Genomic DNA, 16073 nt, shown 5'->3' with positions numbered 1-16073 from the left:
GCCGCGCGCGGCCGCCAGGCCCGGCGCCACGCTGTCCGGCAGGCGCACCACCTCCAGCGCCCGCGCCCGGTTCGGCAGGCGGCGGATGAACCCGCGCTCTTCCAAGGCGGTGATGAGGCGGTGGATGCCCGATTTGGAGCGCAGGTCCAGCGCCTCCTTCATCTCGTCGAAGGAGGGGGGGACGCCGGTCTCCTTGAGCCGCTCATGGATGAACCGAAGCAGATCGTATTGCTTGCGCGTCAGCATTCCTGGCCCCCGTTGCATGCCGGCCCCGGGCAGCCCTTGCCCCGCAGCCCTTGCCCCGCCGCCGATCCGTCCCCGCCGCCGCAACCAAGCGGAGAAACAAATCATGAACAATCCTTATCTGTTCCTTTTGTGTTCCGCAAGGGGTGAAGATCCCGTAGAGCCGCGCCCATGCGCCGCTTCCGGCGGCAGAACGCGCCTGCGGCCGGTCAATCCGCGAAGGGAATCACCCGGCACGGAGCGCCGGCGGGCGCGGCGGGCGCATCGGCATCGCGGATGAGCAGCCCGTCGGCCGCCGCGAGCACGGAGAGCAGGGAACTGTCCTGCACGGGAAGCGGCGTCGCCACGAGCCCGCCGGCGCCGTCGTCGGCGAGCGTGGCGCGCATGAAGTCCATGCGCCAGTCATTGGCCGGCATATCGCAGCCGAGACGCGCCGGCAGCGTGCGATAGGCCGGCGCCGTGTCGCCCTGGAGGGCATGCAGGAGCGGCACCAGGAACAGCAGCCCGCAGACATGGGAGGACACGGGGTTGCCCGGCAGCCCGAGCACCCGCATGGCGTCGCGCCGGCCGAACATCAGCGGCTTGCCGGGCCGGAGCGCGATCTTGTGCACCTCCAGTTCCACCTGCTCGGCCTTGAGCGCCGGCGCCATGAGATCGTGGTCGCCCACCGACGCGCCGCCGGAGGAGACCAGCACGTCCGCCCCCGCCGCCATGGCCTCGCGAATCGCGGCACGGATGGCGCCGAGGTCGTCGCGCACCACGCCGAGGTCCATCACCTGCGCGCCCGCGGCGCGCGCGATGGCGGCAAGCCCGAAGGCGTTGGAGACGACGATCTCGCTGTCGGCGCCCGTGCCGCGGCGGGCATCACCAGTTCGTCCCCGGTCTGCACCAGCGCCACGCGCGGGCGCCGCGCCACCGGGATCTCGGCATGGTCCATGGCGGCGGCCAGCATCATGGCGCGGGCGGTGATGCGCATGCCCGCGGTGAGGCCCGGCGCGCTTTGCGCGAAGTCGCAGCCGGCCTTGCGCACGTTGCGCAGTGCGGCGGTCGGCGCCGTGGTGGTCACGAGGTCGCCATCGCGCGCGGTGTTCTCCTGGATCACCACCGTGTCCGCGCCTTCCGGCAGCACGGCGCCGGTGAAGATGCGCACGCATTCGCCCGGCCCCACCGTGCCCGCGAACGGCCGGCCGGCGGCGGATTCGCCGATCACCTCAAGCTGTGCCGGGGTCGCGGCGATGTCGTCGGCGCGCACCGCATAGCCGTCCATGGCCGACATGTCGGCCGGCGGCTGGGAGCGGTTGGCGATCAGGTCGCGGGCCAGAACGCGGCCCGCCGCCTCCGCCACCGGCACCCACTCCTCGGCCAGCGGCTGGACCGGGCCGGCCACACGGGCGAGAGCCTCGGCAACGCTCATCAGGGCCATGGAGTGTCCTCGCGGGTCAGAGCGGATCGGCGCGGAAAGAACCGCTGCGGCCGCCGGATTTCTCCATCAGCCGCACGCCTTCGATGCGCATGGCGCGGTCCACCGCCTTGGCCATGTCGTAGACCGTCAGCGCCGCCACCGACACGGCGGTGAGCGCCTCCATCTCGACGCCGGTCTGGCCGGAGGTCTTCACGCGGGCGGTGATGACAAGGCCCGGCAGGTCCGGCTCGGGCGCAAGCTCCACCTCCACCTTGGAGAGCATCAGGGGATGGCAGAGCGGGATCAGCTCATGGGTGCGCTTGGCGGCCATGATGCCGGCGAGGCGCGCCGCGCCGAGCACGTCGCCCTTCTTGGCGTTGCCGGACAGGATCAGGTCCAGCGTCTCGCGCGCCATGGCGACCCGCCCCTCGGCCACCGCCTCGCGGTCCGTCACGGCCTTGTCGGAGACGTCCACCATGCGGGCGGCGCCCTGGGCGTCGAGATGGGTCAGAGCGGGTTTGGCGGGCGCGGTCATGGGCGGCGGGCGGTTCCTGTGGCGGCCGAAGCGGCAGGAATCGCCCCCGCCCGGCGCGCCGCAGTCTAGGCGCAGCGGCGCCGGGAGGATAGCGGCGCGCAGCGACGGGCCGATGCGGCCGCCGGGCTCCGTTCAGCGCAGGCGCGTCCAGGTCTGCGTCTTGCAGAGCGGCGCGACCACGCAGCCGCGGAGCTTCAGCGTGTCGTCGCCGTCGAGGGTCAGCGACCCGGAATAGGTCTTGCCGTCCTCGGCATTGTAGATGCTGCCGCCGGTCCATTCCTTCGGGCCGCCGGAAAATCCGGACATGATGGTGAGGTTCTTCAAGGCCCGCCCGCGCTGGGCGGCGTTGGCATTGGCCGTGTCCTTGAGGTTGGGATCGGCCTTCAGGCCTTCCGAGGACACGAGCCGCCCGCAGAGCGCGGCGCCGCACTTGTAGATCTCCACCTGCCCGCCCCGCGATGCGGTCTGCCAGAGGCCCGTGGGCTCGGCGGCCCGGGCGGGGGTGGAGAGCAAAGCGGCGATCACCGCCGCACCGAAGGACAACCCGGAGCAGACCTTGCGCATGACATTTCCTCCCATTCGATGCGGCCTCTGCGGGCCGTCTCGCCTATTAAGGAGGAAGATAACGTTTACGGCAAGGTCATGCGCTCAGCAGGAACGATGTAGCCGATGCGACATCCTCCTGCCGCATCAGGCTCTCGCCCACCAGGATGGTGCCGATGCCCACCGCGGCAAGCCGCGCCACATCGGCGGGCGTGAAGATGCCGCTCTCGCCGATGACGATGCGGTCCTTGGGCACGCGCGGCGCGAGCCGCTCGCTGGTGGCGAGGTCGGTCTCGAAGGTGCGCAGGTTGCGGTTGTTGATGCCGACGAGCTTCGACGCAGCCTCAGCGCCGGTCCAGCTCCGCGTCGTCGTGCACCTCCAGGATCGAATCCATGCCGAGGGCGGCCGCGCCTCGGCCAGGTCGAGGGCCAGCGCGTCGTCCACCGCCGCCATGATGATGAGGATGCAGTCCGCGCCCCAGGCGCGCGCCTCCACCACCTGGTAGGTGTCGTACATGAAGTCCTTGCGCAGCACCGGCAGGCGGGTGGCGGCCCGCGCCTCCTTCAGATAGTCCGGCGCGCCCTGGAAGGAGGGGGTGTCGGTGAGGACCGAGAGGCAGGTGGCGCCGCCCAATTGGTAGGCGCGGGCCAGCGTCGGCGGGTCGAAGTCGGCGCGGATCAGGCCCTTGGAGGGGCTGGCTTTCTTGATCTCGGCGATGAGCGCGGTGCGGCCTTCCGCCAGCGCGGCCTCGATGGCGCCGGCGAACGGACGCACATGGGATGCGCCCTGCACCGCGGCTTCCAGAGCGGCGAGCGGCCGGCAGCGCTTGGCGCAGGCGATCTCCTCGCGCTTGTAGGCCTCGATGCGGGTGAGGATGTCGCTCATCGGCCGCCCTCCGGGGCGAGGGCGGCGGAACCGCCACCAGTTTCAGGAGCCGGTCGCGGGCGGCGCCGGTGTCGAGGCTGGCGGCGGCAAGGGCGACCCCCTCCTTCAGATCGGCGGCGCGGCCGGCGACGAACAGGGCCGCCGCGGCGTTGAACAGCGCCACGTCGCGATAGGCGCCGGGGGCGCCGTCCAGCACGGCGCGCAGCGCCGCGGCATTGTGCACCGCATCGCCCCCCTTCAGCGCCGCGGCGGGCGCGCGGGCGAGGCCCACATCCTCGGGCGCGATCTCGAAGGTGCGGATGCGCCCGTCCTCCAGCGCCGCCACATCGGTCGAGCCGGAGATGGTGATCTCGTCGAGGCCGTCCGAGCCGTGCACCACGAAGGCGCGCTCCGAGCCCAGCTCCTTGAGCACCTCGGCGAGCGGGACGATCCAGGATTTCGCGAACACGCCCACCATCTGGCGCCTGACCCCGGCGGGGTTGGAGAGCGGGCCGAGCAGGTTGAAGATGGTGCGGGTGCCCATCTCCACCCGCGCCGGGCCCACATGCTTCATGGCCGGGTGGTGCGAGGGGGCGAACATGAAGCCGATGCCCGCCTCGGCGATGCAGCGGGCGATGCCGGCGGGATCAAGGTCGAGACGCACGCCGAGCGCGGCCAGGACGTCCGCCGCCCCGGACTTCGAGGACAAGGCGCGGTTGCCGTGCTTTGGCCACCGGCACGCCGCGCCGCGCGACGATGAACGACGCGCAGGTGGAGATGTTGTAGGAGCCCGACGCATCGCCGCCGGTGCCCACCACGTCCACCGCGCCGTCCGGCGCCGCCACGGGCAGCATCTTGGCGCGCATCACCGAGACCGCGCCGGTGATCTCGTCCACCGTCTCGCCGCGCACCCGAAGGCCCATGAGCAAAGCGCCGATCTGCGACGGCGTCGCCTCGCCCGACATCATCCGGTCGAACACGTAGGACGCTTCCTCGCGCGTCAGGCTGGCGCCGGTCGCCACCTTGCCGAGGAGGGGTTTGAACTGGTCCATGGCGGGTCCTTCAGGGTGTCACTCGTGCCGGGCGTCGGGCTGCTCCCTCTCCCGCTCGCGGGAGAGGGCTTTCGTGTTACCGCTTCCCCCTGCGGGCGTTGAAGTCGGCGGCGAGGTCGAGGAAGTTCTTGATCAGCGCGTGGCCGTTCTCCGAGGCGATGCTCTCGGGGTGGAACTGCACGCCGTGGATCGGCAGGCTCCTGTGGGCGAGGCCCATGATGAGGCCGTCCGCGGTCTCGGCCGTCACCTCCAGGTCCTGCGGCAGGCTCTCGCGCTCGACGATCAAGGAATGGTAGCGCGTCGCCTGGAAGGCGCGGTTGAGGCCGCGGAACACGCTTTTGCCCTGGTGGCGGATCTCGCTCATCTTGCCGTGCATGGGCGCGGGGGCGCGCACCACGTCGCCGCCGAACACCTGGCCGATGGCCTGGTGGCCGAGGCACACGCCGAAGATCGGCACCTTCTCGCCCGCCTTGGCGATCAGATCGAGGCAGATGCCGGCCTCGTTGGGGGTGCAGGGGCCGGGGGAGAGCACGATGGCGTCCGGCTTCTCGGCCAGCACCTCCTCCACCGTGACCTTGTCGTTGCGGTGGACGGTGACGCTGGCACCGAGCTCGCCGAGATAGTGCACGAGGTTGTAGGTGAAGCTGTCGTAATTATCGATCAGCGTGACGGTGGTCATGGGATGCTCCGGGCCCCGTGCGGCCCGTTTTTCCAAGGAGCCAGCGGGGGAGGTAAGGGCAGGGCAGGCGCAAGGTCAACAGCATGACGCACGCTGTCACCATCGCTCGCGGCGCATGGTCTCCATCCCTCACTGCCCCCTTTTGGCGCGGGCGGCGAAGCGCACCGCCTCCTCGCCGGCACGGAACAGGGCCTTGGCCTTGTTCACGCACTCCTGCTGCTCGCTCGCCGGCACGCTGTCATAGACGATGCCGGCGCCGGCCTGGACGTACATGCGCCCATCCTTGACGATGGCGGTGCGCAGCACGATGCAGGTATCCATCTCGCCATTGGCGCCGAAATAGCCGATGGCGCCGGCATAGATGCCGCGCTTGTCCTTCTCCAGCTCGTCGATGATCTCCATGGCCCGCACCTTGGGCGCGCCGGAGACGGTGCCGGCGGGAAAGCCGGCGGCGAGCGCGTCGATCACATCCAGGCGGGCGTCCATGCGCCCCTCGACGTTGGAGACGATGTGCATCACCTGGCTGTAGCGCTCGATGAAGAAGCTGTCCGTGACCTTCACTGTCCCGGTCTCGGCCACCCGGCCCACGTCGTTGCGGCCGAGATCCAGCAGCATCAGATGCTCGGCGCGCTCCTTGGCGTCGGCCAGAAGCTCCGTCGCCAGCGCCTCGTCCTCGGCGTGGGTGGCGCCGCGCCGGCGCGTGCCTGCGATCGGGCGGATGGTGACCACCCCGCCACGCAGCCGCACCAGGATCTCGGGGGAGGAGCACACCACCGAGAAGCCCTCGAAATTGAGATAGACCAGGAACGGCGCCGGGTTCACGCGCCTGAGCGCCCGGTAAAGCGCGAACGGCGGCAGCGCGAACGGGCTCTCGAAGCGCTGGGAGAGCACCACCTGGAAGATGTCGCCGGCGCGGATATAGTCCTTCGCCTGCTCCACCATGGCGCAGAATTCCGCCTCCGAGGTGTTGGAGGTGGCGGCCACCTCGCCGTGGAACGGGTCGGGCATGGGGTGCGCGATGGCGCGCTCCAGGCCCTGGACCACCTGCTCCAGACGGTCGAGCGCCGCCTCATAGGCCGCCTGCGGGCTCACGCCGGGCACGGGGCGCACGGGGGTGACGGCGGTGAGCTCGTCCTTCACCGCGTCGAACACGATCATGATGGTGGGACGGATCAGCAGCGCCTCGGGCACGCCGATGGGATCGGGCTTGGCCGGCGCCAGCGTCTCCATCTGGCGGACCATGTCGTAGCCGAGATAGCCGAACACGCCCGCCGCCATGGGCGGGGCGCCCTCCGGCAGGTCGATGGCGCTCTCGGCGATCAGCGCCCGCAGCGCCTCCAGCGGCTTGCCGGGGCAGGGGACGAAGGCGGCCGTGTCGGCGTCGGGCGTGCGGTTGATCTCGGCGGTGTCGCCCGAGGCGCGGAAGATCAGGTCCGGCTTCAGCCCGATCATGGAATAGCGTCCGCGCGTCTCGCCCCCCTCCACCGATTCGAGCAGGAACGCGTTGGGCTGATCGCCGGCGATCTTCAGGAAGGCGGAGACGGGGGTTTCGAGGTCCGCCACCAGTGTGGTCGAAACCACCTGGGCCTCGCCCTTCTGGTAGCGGTGCGTGAACAGCTCGAAGTCGGTGGGGGCGTTCATGGCGGGCCTCAGATTCCCGCCCCGGCGCCGACCGCCTGCGAAAGCACGCGCTGGTTGACCGTGACCCCCAGCTGCTGCTGGAGCGCGCCGAGATACTGCACCAGAAGGTCGTTCTCCATCTGGACCGAGAGCTGGCCGGCGATCTGCCGGTCCTGCGGGCCCTCGGGCGGAAGGGTGATCTTCGACACCTGGAACACGATGCGGTCCGGCGCCTCGGCCGCCGCCACCATGCCGACGGCGTCTTCCTTGGCGGCGAACACGTCGGCGACGGCTTCCGTCGAGAACGGCGGCGCGGCGCGGCCGCGCTGGAGGCCTTCGGCCACCCGCAGCGGCAGGTCGGCGCCGCCCGCCACCTGCGCGAGGGCGGTGCCGGACTTGGCCTGCTCGAACAGCGCCTTCGCCTTCGCCTCCACCGCCTGGGCGAGCGCATCGTCCTTGACGCGGACCTCCACCATCGCCCGGGCCTCGTCGAAGGTGCGGTCGCGGGCGGGGATGATGGCGTCGGTCTGATACCAGACGAAGCCGCCATTGCCGGGCAGCTGGATGGTGTCGGTCTCGACGCCCGGCTGGGCGGCGAAGGCGCCGGCGATCACCTCCGACCGTGCGGGCATCTCCACCGGCTGGCCGGCGGGATCGCGGCCCGAGCGGTCCACCGCATCGATCACGTCGAGCGTGAGGGAGAGCTTCTTGGCGATCTCGCCGAGCGTCGCGCCGGAGGCGCGCTCGTCCTCGATGGCGTCGTGCTGGTCGAGCAGCTCGCGCCGCGCCTTGGCGAGCGCCAGCTCCTTCTCGATCTCGCTTTTCACCTCGTCGAACGGCTTGCGGCTCGCCGGCTCGGCGCGGGTCACGTTGACGAGGGCGAAGCCGAAGCGGCCCTCGATCGGCGCGCTGGTGCCGCCCGGCTCGATCATGAACGCCACCTCGGCGATCTTGGGATCGAGGATCGAAGCCTTGGTCACCAGGCCGAGGTCGGTGTCGGAGGGCTTCAAGCCGCGCTCGGTGGCGATGTCGGAGAAGCTCGAACCCGCCTTGATCTTGTCGGACGCGGCGGCGGCGTCCTCCGCCTTGGAGAAGACGATCTGGCGCACCTCGCGCCGCTCGGGCGTGCCGAAGCGCACCTGTTCGCGGTCATAGACCGCGCGGGCCTCCTCCTCGCTCACCTTGACCTGGGCGGCGAGGGCCTCGGGGGTCAGCGCCAGCAGCGAGACCTTGCGGTATTCCGGCGCCCGGAAGGAGACCTTGTTGGCGTCGAAGAAGGCGCGCAGCTGGTCTTCCGTGGGGGCGGGCAGGGCGCCCACCGCCTCGGCGGTGACGAGGATATAGGCGGCGTCGCGCGCCTCGCTCTCATAGCGGTGCACGGCATCCACCAGGACCGACGGCACGGCAAGCCCGGTGCCGAGCGATTGGATCATCTGGTCGCGCATCATGCGGGCGCGCTCCAGCTGCATGAAGCGCCCCTCGGTCAGGCTGTTGGAGCGCAGGAGCTGGGCGAAATAAGCCGGGTCGAAGGCGCTTGCGCCCGGCCGGCGATAGGCCGGATTGGCGGCGACCGCCTCGGCCAGCTGCTGGTCGCTCACCGCGAGGCCGAGGCGCTTGGCCTCCGCCTCCAGGGTGGCGTCGGCGATCATCTGGTTCAGGACCTGGCGGTCGAGGCCGATGGCGCGCGCCTGCTCGGGCGAGAGGCCGCGCCCGGTCTGGCGGCCGATCTGCTGCATCTGTTCCAGATAGCGCGCGCGGAAGTCGTTGGCGGAAATGTCCGTGCCGCCGACGCTCGCGACCGTGCTCGCGCCGAAGCCGCGGAACACGTCGGCGATGCCCCAGACCGCGAAGGAGAGCATGAGCACCACGAGAAAGATCTTGGCGATCCAGCCGGAAGCGCCCTTGCGGAGTGTCTGAAGTGCCATCGTCCGTTCTTTGAAAGCATCGCGCCGGCCTCCGGCGCCCAAGGGCGCGCATCATAGGGATGGGGTTCCGCGCCCGCAACGGCGGCGCCGGCCGGTCGTTTGCGGGGGCCGCGGCACCAGCCGGCGGGACGCCGCGGGGAGAAATCGGCAGCGGCATCGAGGGACAAACGGCACTTGGCGCGCCGCGGGCCGCTCTGCTAGGTGGCGAGGCACCGAGATTCCGGAGGAAGCCATGCCCGCAACCCGCCGCCCGCTGATCGCCGGCAACTGGAAGATGAACGGGCTTAAGGCCTCCGCCGGCGAGCTGGCGGCGATCGCCGAAGGCTTCGACGCGGCGCTGCGCGCGCGCCTCGACCTCCTGGTGTGCCCGCCGGCGACGCTGCTGGCCGCGTTCGCGGCCCAGGCCACCGGGTCGGCGGTGATGCTGGGGGCGCAGGACTGCCACCCCGTCGCCGAAGGCGCCCATACCGGCGACCTCTCCGCCGAGATGCTGAAGGACGCCGGCGCGCAGGCGGTGATCGTCGGCCATTCCGAGCGCCGCGGCGACCACGGGGAGGGCGATGCGGTGGTGATGGCCAAGGTCAAGGCGGCCTGGCGGGCCGGCCTGCTGGCCATCGTCTGCGTCGGGGAGAGTCTCGCGGAGCGCGAGGCCGGCGAGGCGGCGGCGGTGGTGACGCGGCAGGTGCGCCAATCGATTCCCGAAGGGGCGAACGCCGCCAATCTGGTGGTCGCCTACGAGCCGATCTGGGCCATCGGCACCGGCCTCACGCCCACCCCGGGCGACGTGGCGGAGATCCACGGCACCCTCCGCCGCGTGCTGACCGAGCGATTCGGCGCCGAGGGGGAGGGCATGCGCATCCTCTATGGCGGCTCGGTGAAGCCCGACAATGCCGCGTCTCTGCTCGCCACCGCCGACGTGGACGGCGCCCTGGTGGGCGGGGCGAGCCTGAAGGCGGCGGATTTCCTGGCGATCGCGCGCGCCGCGCCCTGAACGGCGCGGCCGACCGGCCCCCGAGAAGGGGCGGCACCGCCGCCCCGAATTGGCTCAGGAAAAGGGGCGGCGGTGCCGCCCCGTATTGGCTCAGAACGACACGAGGCCGATCAGCTGGCGGATGAGGCTGAGCTCCTCGCCGCTGGTGGGCGTGGTCTGCGACACGAAGTCGAACACCTTGCCGTCCTTCAGGCCGTATTGGGCGATGCGGGTGACGCGCCGGTTCTTGTCGAAATAGACCGCGAGCACCTTCTGCTCGACGATCTCCGGCTTGAGGAACGCCACCTTCTTGGTGGTCTGCGAGATGTAATAGAAGACCTCGCCGTTCACCGTGGCGACCGTCGACGCGTGCCGAGCACGAGCAGCACCTGCTCCTGGCTCGATCCCACCGGAATCTGGTCCAGCGCGCCGTCGGCCAGCACATAGCCGCGCTGGTAGGTGCGGGTGATGCCGGAGATGCTGGTTCCCGCGCCGGTATTGCCGCAGCCGGAGAGCACCGCGAGCCCCAGCATCAGCGCTGCGCCGAAGGTCCAGCGCCGCGCACTTGGCGCGCCGCCGTTTCGCCAATCTGCCGCCGCCGCCTTCACCTGAGAACCCACGCGCATCCCCTTCGATCCTCCACGTCTTCGGAGCGGGCCGCAGCCCGCCGGCCTTGCGCGCGCCTTGTGGCCGCGCTACGCCGCTCGGCCAGAGGTGCGTACACCACTAATCCTGACCGACCCTTAAGAGCAATGTTCAACCTGTTTCGCCCCGCCGCGTCCCGACGTACCATCGAGCGCCTCTACGGCGGGATCGTGGCGCAGTCGCGGCATCCCCACTTCTATGCCGTCCTCGGCGTGCCCGACACGCCCGAGGGCCGGTTCGAGATGCTGGTGCTCCACACCGTGCTGGTCTGCCACCGCCTCAAGGGCGGCGGCGAAGCGGAGCGCGCGATGTCGCAGGACGTGTTCGACGCCTTCCTCGCCGACATGGACGCCGCCATGCGCGAGATGGGCGTCGGCGACCTCACGGTGCCCAAGCGCATGAAGAAGATCGGCGCCGCCTTCTACGGCCGCGCCGCCGCCTATGACGCGGCGCTGCAGGATCCCGACGACGGCGCCCTTGCGGCCGCGCTCGCCCGCAATATCCTGGATGGCGTGGCGCAGCCGCAGGCCGGCGCGCGCCCGCTAGCGCGAGCGCCGCGCGCACGCTCGAACGCACACCCTGGGAGACCCTGGCACGGGGCGAGATCGCCCTGCCGGCGCCCGACGCGGCGGAGGACCAGACATGACCGACACCCCTTCCGCCCCCGGGCCGATCTCGCGCATCGTTCCCGTGGTGGAGATGCCGCCCTCCGGGCTCGACATCACGCTGGAGCCAGGCGAGGCCGAGCGCGCCGCGCTCGCCCGCCATGTGGGCGTGCTGGCGCTGCCGGCGCTCACGGCGGTCCTGCACCTTGCGCCCGAAAAGGCGGGCGGCGTTCACGTGACCGGCCGGGTGGACGCGAGCGTTCGCCAGACCTGCGGCGTGACGCTGGAGCCGTTCGACGCGCCGCTGTCCGAGACGATCGACGTCCATTTCGTGCCGGCCGGAACGCCGGTTCCCGAGGCGGAAGAGGGCGAGGAGATCGATCCGCCGGACGAGATCGTCGGCGGTGCCATCGATGTGGGGGCGCTGGCGACGGAATTCCTGGTGCTCGGGATCGATCCCTATCCGCGCAAGCCCGGCGCGGTGTTCGAGCCGCCGGAAGAGCCCGCCGGCGCCGCTTCGCCCTTCTCGGCCCTGGCGCGCCTGAAGGATCGCCCGTGACGCGCGCAAAGTGTTGCGAAGAGGCATCAAGCCGCTATTGTCCGCGCGCCCGAACGCCGGCCGAGGCGCGTTCGCCGATTCCGCCCGCAAGCACGGCGGCAGCGCGCGCGCACTCGTCCCGCGGGAACGACGCGCGGTGAGCGCGCGTCGGTTTCGCCCCGGAGCGCCCCCGCGCCGGTTCCCTTCTTCCCGCTGCCAGAGCCTGGCGGAAGCGCTGCACCGATGAGCCAAGTCCGCATCGCCATCGACGCCATGGGTGGCGACCACGGCCCCGGGACCGTGCTGGCCGGCGCGGAGATCGCGCTCGGGCGGCACCCGGACGCGGCCTTCATCCTCTATGGGGATGAGGCACGCATTGCCCAGGTGCTGACGGCGCACCCGAAGCTGGCGGCCGCCTCGCGCATCGTCCACACCGACGTGGTGGTGGGCATGGACGACAAGCCCAGCATCGCGCTGAGGCGCGGGCGCTACAAATCCTCCATGTGGCGCGCGATCGACGCGGTGAAGCACAAGGAGGCAGACGCCGCCGTCTCCGCCGGCAACACCGGCGCGCTCATGGCCATGGCCAATTTCAACCTGCGCACCATGCCGGGCATCTCGCGCCCCGCCATCGCCGCGCTGTGGCCGACCCTGCGCGGCGAGAGCGTGGTCCTGGACGTGGGCGCCTCCATCGGCGCCACCGCCAAGAGCCTGGTGGAGATGGCGCTCATGGGTTCGGCCATGGCGCGGGTGCTGTTCGACCTGGAGAGCCCCACGGTGGGCCTGCTCAACATCGGCGTCGAGGAGATCAAGGGCGTCGAGGAGGTGCGCGAGGCCGGGCGCATCCTCAAGGACGAGCATTTGCCGGTGAACTATCACGGCTTCGTCGAGGGCAACGACATCGGCGCCGGCACGGTGGACGTGGTGGTGACCGAGGCTTTGCCGGCAACATCGCGCTGAAGACCGCCGAGGGCACCGCCAAGCAGCTCGCCGGCTATCTGCGCGCCGCCATGGGGCGCACGCTGCGCGCCAAGCTCGGCTATCTCCTGGCGCGCGATGCCTTCCAGGTGCTGCGCGAGAAGATGGATCCCGGCCGCGCCAATGGCGGCGTGTTCCTCGGCCTCAACGGCCTCGTCATCAAGAGCCACGGCGGCGCCGATGCGCAGGGCTTCGCCTCCGCCGTGGACCTCGCTTATGACCTCGTGCGCCACGAGCTTCTGGCGCGCATCGAGAACAACCTCGTCAACCGCCTCCCGCCGGCCGCGCCGGGCGAGGCGAGCGAACCTGCCGAGGCGGAAGGACAATCGTGAGCGGCATCAGGTCCGTGGCCCGGGGCATCGGGTCCTATCTTCCTCAGAACGTCGTCACCAATGCGGACCTGGCCGCCCGCATCGACACGTCCGACGACTGGATCGTCCAGCGCACCGGCATCCGCCAGCGGCATGTGGCCGCGCCCGGTGAGTTCACCTCCCATCTGGGCCTCAAGGCGGCCGAGCGCGCGCTCGCGGCGGCCGGGCTTTCGGCGGCCGACATCGATCTGATCGTGCTCGCCACCTCGACCCCGGACCAGACCTTTCCGGCGACCTCGGCGACCATCCAGGCCGAGCTCGGCATCACCCGCGGCGCCGCCTTCGACGTGCAGGCGGTGTGCTCGGGCTTCGTGTTCGCGCTTGCCACCGCCGATGCGCACCTGAAGACGGGCGCCTTCCAGCGCGCCCTGGTGATCGGTGCCGAGACCTTCTCGCGCATCCTCGACTGGGAGGACCGCGGCACCTGCGTTTTGTTCGGCGACGGCGCCGGCGCGGTGGTGCTGGAGGCGGAGGAGCTGCAGGCCGCGAAGGGCAGGGGGGTGCTCACCACGCACCTGCGCACGGACGGCCGCCACCGGGCCAAGCTGTTCGTGGACGGCGGCCCGTCGAGCACCGGCACGGTCGGCCATCTGCGCATGGAGGGCCGGGAGGTCTTCAAGCATGCGGTGGGCATGATCACCGACGTGATTGTCGACGCCTTCGCCGCCACCGGCGAGAGCGCCGAGAGCATCGACTGGTTCGTGCCGCACCAGGCCAACCGGCGCATCATCGATGCCAGCGCCCAGAAGCTCGGCATCGCGGCGGGGAAGGTGGTGACCACCGTCGATCTTCATGGGAATACCTCCGCCGCTTCCATCCCGCTGGCGCTCGACGTGGCAGTGCGCGACGGCCGGGTGAAGCGGGGCGACCTGGTGCTTCTTGAGGCGATGGGCGGTGGCTTCACATGGGGTTCGGCGCTGCTGCGTTGGTAAACGCGGCCTTAATTGCGTTGACCTTCCTCGCCTTGGGCGGCTAGTTTGCCTCAGGACGCCTTTTTCCCGAGCTTTGACCTCGGCCAAGGTCGTGCGGCTGGCTTTCCGTCACAAGGGTGAATTGTACCTGCTACACATGGAGGGGAGAGGTCGAGCCTCCGGCGCGGTGCCGCTTGGGGGCGGACGGTGCTCTCTTTTGGGTCGGGGAGAAATATGGCTGGACGGACAGTGACGCGCGCAGATTTGTGTGAGGCGGTCTACCAGCAGGTCGGCCTCTCCCGCACGGAATCGGCGGCGCTGGTGGAACTGGTGCTGCGTGAGATCGCCGATTGCCTGGTTCGCGGCGAAACCGTGAAGCTGTCCTCGTTCGGCTCCTTCGTGATCCGCGACAAGGGCGAGCGCATCGGCCGCAATCCCAAGACCGGCGAGGAAGTGCCGATCGAGCCGCGCCGGGTCATGGTGTTCAAGCCGTCGAGCATCCTCAAGCACCGCATCAACGGAACCACGCCCGACGGTGCCGACGTCGACTGACGCGGCAGCCGGAGCGCGCCGCGTCTGTTCGTGATGCGCCGTCCGGGGACGCGAGGACCCTTGCGTCTCGAGGCACGGCGGGTGCCGTGCCGTCACGCGCCGCGCGACCTGCTCTCCCGCTTGGCGCGTGCCCCTCAAGCCTGGTCCTCCACGATGGAAGGAGGGCCGCGCGAAGGGGCAAACGGCGGGTGACGCACCTGCACCGGAGCGGCGCACCGGACCCGTCGTAAGCCCGCCCGCCTTGCGGTCGCGGGGGCGACGGGACGGGTCGGCACCATCCGGCATCCTCTTCCGAGAGCGGCCATGGCCATGCGGGACCTGAAAACTTGGCTTGCGCGCCGCTGGGTGGCGGCGGCCGGGTTCATGGCGGGGGCGCTCCTCGCCACCTTGCCCTTGCTGCTCGCCGCCTATGCCCTGCCGCTGGTGCTGCTCTTCCTGCACAGCCCGGCCTACATGCTGCACCAGGTCGAGGAGCATACGGGCGACCGCTTCCGCAGCTTCGTCAACGAGCGGGTCTTCGGCGGCCGGGAGGCGCTCACCGTCGCCGCCGTCCTCGTCATCAATGTCCCGGTCGTGTGGGGCCTCAATCTGGCGGCGCTCTATGCGGCCTATCTGTGGGGCGCCGGCTACGGGCTGGTGGCGCCCTATGCCATGCTGGTAAACGGCATCACCCATATCGGCGCCGCAGCCCACCTGCGCTGCTACAATCCGGGGCTGGGGACGGCGCTGGCCGTGTTCCTGCCGCTCAGCCTGTGGACGATCCTGACGATCGGGCCGGTGGGCGCCGGCTTCCAGATGGCGGCCCTGGGCCTTGCGATCGTCCTACACGGGCTCATCATCGCGGACGTCCTCCTGCGCCTCCGGCGGATCGGGCCTGCCACGCCGCTTTAACGGGCCTGCCCGCCCCGCCCGGCTTCGCATTCTTCATGAGGCGCCGGCCGCACCGCCTTTTCCCGCCTTCCTTTTCCCGCCCCCTGACTGGCGCTATCATCGCCGCTCAGGCGGCCAGCGATTCGGCCGGAATGCGCCGCGCCCGCCGGCTTGAGCGCAGCGCCATCGGGCGCCCGGCGGAAGGCGTCAGGCAGGAGGTCCAGTGGGCGACGCACGCGACACCTCGAAGGCCCCGGACGCCTTCCGCACCATCAGCGAGGTGGCCGAGGACCTCGACCTTCCGCAGCACGTCCTGCGCTTCTGGGAGACGCGCTTCACCCATATCCGCCCGGTGAAGCGGGGCGGCGGGCGGCGCTTCTACCGCCCCGAGGATGTCGACCTGCTGCGCGGCATCCGCCACCTGCTCTACTCCGACGGCTACACCATCAAGGGGGTCCAGAAGATCCTCAAGGAGCACGGCATCCGGCACGTGCAGGACCTCGGCGTCGAGCACGACGTGGCGGTGATGCGCAGCGCGCGCGAGACCGGCGCCCAGGACGGCGTCACCTTCGGCGGCCTGCTCGGACTTCTGCCGCGGCGCCGGCCGCGCCCCGCTGCGGACGACGCGATCCCGGCCATGGATGAATTGCCGCTGCCGTTCCCGATCCCGAGGCGGACCGGGAGGCCGGACGCGATGTGCCGCCGCTCGACATTCCCCTGCGCCAGCGGTCCGCCGCCCAGCGGCCCCCGGCCGCCGCAGGACGGACGG

13 protein-coding genes and 5 pseudogenes are annotated in these 16073 nt (G+C 70.8%); 8 read left to right on the top strand and 10 right to left on the bottom strand.

Annotated features, from left to right (window positions below):
• The 9 genes and pseudogenes from AC2W7M_RS07705 to AC2W7M_RS07665 form a co-directional block, all read right to left on the bottom strand.
• Positions 1 to 246: LexA family protein (locus tag AC2W7M_RS07705; protein WP_486131405.1), on the bottom strand; the 246-nt coding region annotated here is incomplete at its 3' end.
• A 206-nt stretch (positions 247 to 452) separates the two neighbouring features.
• Positions 453 to 1666 (bottom strand): annotated as a pseudogene (locus tag AC2W7M_RS07700) (molybdopterin molybdotransferase MoeA).
• A gap of 16 nt (positions 1667 to 1682) precedes the next feature.
• Complete coding sequence (moaC, locus tag AC2W7M_RS07695; RefSeq protein ID WP_486131403.1) at positions 1683 to 2180, bottom strand: cyclic pyranopterin monophosphate synthase MoaC; 498 nt, start codon at positions 2178 to 2180, stop codon at positions 1683 to 1685.
• 132 nt (positions 2181 to 2312) lie between these two features.
• Positions 2313 to 2744, bottom strand: a complete 432-nt coding sequence (locus tag AC2W7M_RS07690) for a DUF2147 domain-containing protein (RefSeq protein ID WP_486131401.1) — start codon at positions 2742 to 2744, stop codon at positions 2313 to 2315.
• Positions 2745 to 2820: 76 nt separating this feature from the next.
• Positions 2821 to 3609, bottom strand: coding sequence for an indole-3-glycerol phosphate synthase TrpC (gene trpC / locus AC2W7M_RS07685; protein WP_486131399.1), 789 nt, complete (start codon positions 3607 to 3609; stop codon positions 2821 to 2823).
• Between the two features lie 28 nt (positions 3610 to 3637).
• Positions 3638 to 4640: pseudogene (gene trpD / locus AC2W7M_RS07680) on the bottom strand (anthranilate phosphoribosyltransferase); the annotation flags it as partial.
• A gap of 76 nt (positions 4641 to 4716) precedes the next feature.
• Positions 4717 to 5319, bottom strand: a complete 603-nt coding sequence (locus tag AC2W7M_RS07675; protein WP_486131398.1) for an anthranilate synthase component II — start codon at positions 5317 to 5319, stop codon at positions 4717 to 4719.
• Between the two features lie 129 nt (positions 5320 to 5448).
• Positions 5449 to 6960, bottom strand: a complete 1512-nt coding sequence (gene trpE, locus AC2W7M_RS07670) for an anthranilate synthase component I (protein WP_486131396.1) — start codon at positions 6958 to 6960, stop codon at positions 5449 to 5451.
• An 8-nt stretch (positions 6961 to 6968) separates the two neighbouring features.
• A complete protein-coding gene (locus AC2W7M_RS07665) occupies positions 6969 to 8864 on the bottom strand; it encodes a peptidylprolyl isomerase (RefSeq protein ID WP_486131394.1) in 1896 nt (631 codons plus the stop codon).
• 232 nt (positions 8865 to 9096) lie between these two features.
• On the opposite strand from AC2W7M_RS07665, the gene tpiA reads away from it, so the two are divergent.
• Positions 9097 to 9855 carry a triose-phosphate isomerase gene (gene tpiA / locus AC2W7M_RS07660; protein WP_486131392.1) on the top strand — a complete coding sequence of 253 codons (759 nt, stop codon included), beginning with the start codon at positions 9097 to 9099 and terminating at the stop codon, positions 9853 to 9855.
• A 90-nt stretch (positions 9856 to 9945) separates the two neighbouring features.
• On the opposite strand, the pseudogene AC2W7M_RS07655 reads toward tpiA, so the two are convergent.
• Positions 9946 to 10367 (bottom strand): annotated as a pseudogene (locus AC2W7M_RS07655) (outer membrane protein assembly factor BamE).
• Positions 10368 to 10586: 219 nt separating this feature from the next.
• Between AC2W7M_RS07655 and AC2W7M_RS07650 the strand changes: the two are divergent.
• From AC2W7M_RS07650 to AC2W7M_RS07620, 7 genes and pseudogenes are all read left to right on the top strand, one after another.
• Positions 10587 to 10961: pseudogene (locus tag AC2W7M_RS07650) on the top strand (ubiquinol-cytochrome C chaperone family protein); the annotation flags it as partial.
• Positions 10962 to 11121: 160 nt separating this feature from the next.
• Positions 11122 to 11643 carry a YceD family protein gene (locus AC2W7M_RS07645; RefSeq protein WP_486131390.1) on the top strand — a complete coding sequence of 174 codons (522 nt, stop codon included), beginning with the start codon at positions 11122 to 11124 and terminating at the stop codon, positions 11641 to 11643.
• Positions 11644 to 11865: 222 nt separating this feature from the next.
• Positions 11866 to 12932 (top strand): annotated as a pseudogene (gene plsX, locus AC2W7M_RS07640) (phosphate acyltransferase PlsX).
• Positions 12929 to 13903: a beta-ketoacyl-ACP synthase III gene (locus AC2W7M_RS07635; protein WP_486131388.1), complete on the top strand. Its 975-nt coding sequence runs from the start codon at positions 12929 to 12931 to the stop codon at positions 13901 to 13903. Before plsX ends, AC2W7M_RS07635 begins: the two are co-directional and overlap by 4 nt.
• A gap of 213 nt (positions 13904 to 14116) precedes the next feature.
• A complete protein-coding gene (locus AC2W7M_RS07630) occupies positions 14117 to 14434 on the top strand; it encodes an integration host factor subunit alpha (protein WP_486131386.1) in 318 nt (105 codons plus the stop codon).
• A gap of 303 nt (positions 14435 to 14737) precedes the next feature.
• Entirely contained in the window at positions 14738 to 15325 is a 588-nt protein-coding gene (locus AC2W7M_RS07625; protein ID WP_486131384.1) for an HXXEE domain-containing protein, read from the top strand.
• Between the two features lie 202 nt (positions 15326 to 15527).
• Positions 15528 to 16073, top strand: a 546-nt coding sequence (locus AC2W7M_RS07620; RefSeq protein ID WP_486131382.1) for a MerR family transcriptional regulator, incomplete at its 3' end; no start/stop codon positions are given.

The organism is Xanthobacter sp. BG11Y11_SDJG (assembly GCF_057364445.1).
The sequence above is the reverse complement of the archived record's forward strand: the minus strand, read 5'-3'. Positions and strand labels throughout refer to the sequence as shown.

What these genes read in the sequence shown, in the direction of transcription:
- moaC (WP_486131403.1), bottom strand. Translation starts at nt 2,180, where the DNA reads ATGACCGCGCCCGCCAAACCCGCTCTGACCCATCTCGACGCCCAGGGC.
- trpC (WP_486131399.1), bottom strand. Translation starts at nt 3,609, where the DNA reads ATGAGCGACATCCTCACCCGCATCGAGGCCTACAAGCGCGAGGAGATC.
- AC2W7M_RS07665 (WP_486131394.1), bottom strand. Translation starts at nt 8,864, where the DNA reads ATGGCACTTCAGACACTCCGCAAGGGCGCTTCCGGCTGGATCGCCAAG.
- AC2W7M_RS07675 (WP_486131398.1), bottom strand. Translation starts at nt 5,319, where the DNA reads ATGACCACCGTCACGCTGATCGATAATTACGACAGCTTCACCTACAAC.
- AC2W7M_RS07625 (WP_486131384.1), top strand. Translation starts at nt 14,738, where the DNA reads ATGGCCATGCGGGACCTGAAAACTTGGCTTGCGCGCCGCTGGGTGGCG.
- trpE (WP_486131396.1), bottom strand. Translation starts at nt 6,960, where the DNA reads ATGAACGCCCCCACCGACTTCGAGCTGTTCACGCACCGCTACCAGAAG.
- AC2W7M_RS07645 (WP_486131390.1), top strand. Translation starts at nt 11,122, where the DNA reads ATGACCGACACCCCTTCCGCCCCCGGGCCGATCTCGCGCATCGTTCCC.
- AC2W7M_RS07690 (WP_486131401.1), bottom strand. Translation starts at nt 2,744, where the DNA reads ATGCGCAAGGTCTGCTCCGGGTTGTCCTTCGGTGCGGCGGTGATCGCC.
- AC2W7M_RS07630 (WP_486131386.1), top strand. Translation starts at nt 14,117, where the DNA reads ATGGCTGGACGGACAGTGACGCGCGCAGATTTGTGTGAGGCGGTCTAC.
- tpiA (WP_486131392.1), top strand. Translation starts at nt 9,097, where the DNA reads ATGCCCGCAACCCGCCGCCCGCTGATCGCCGGCAACTGGAAGATGAAC.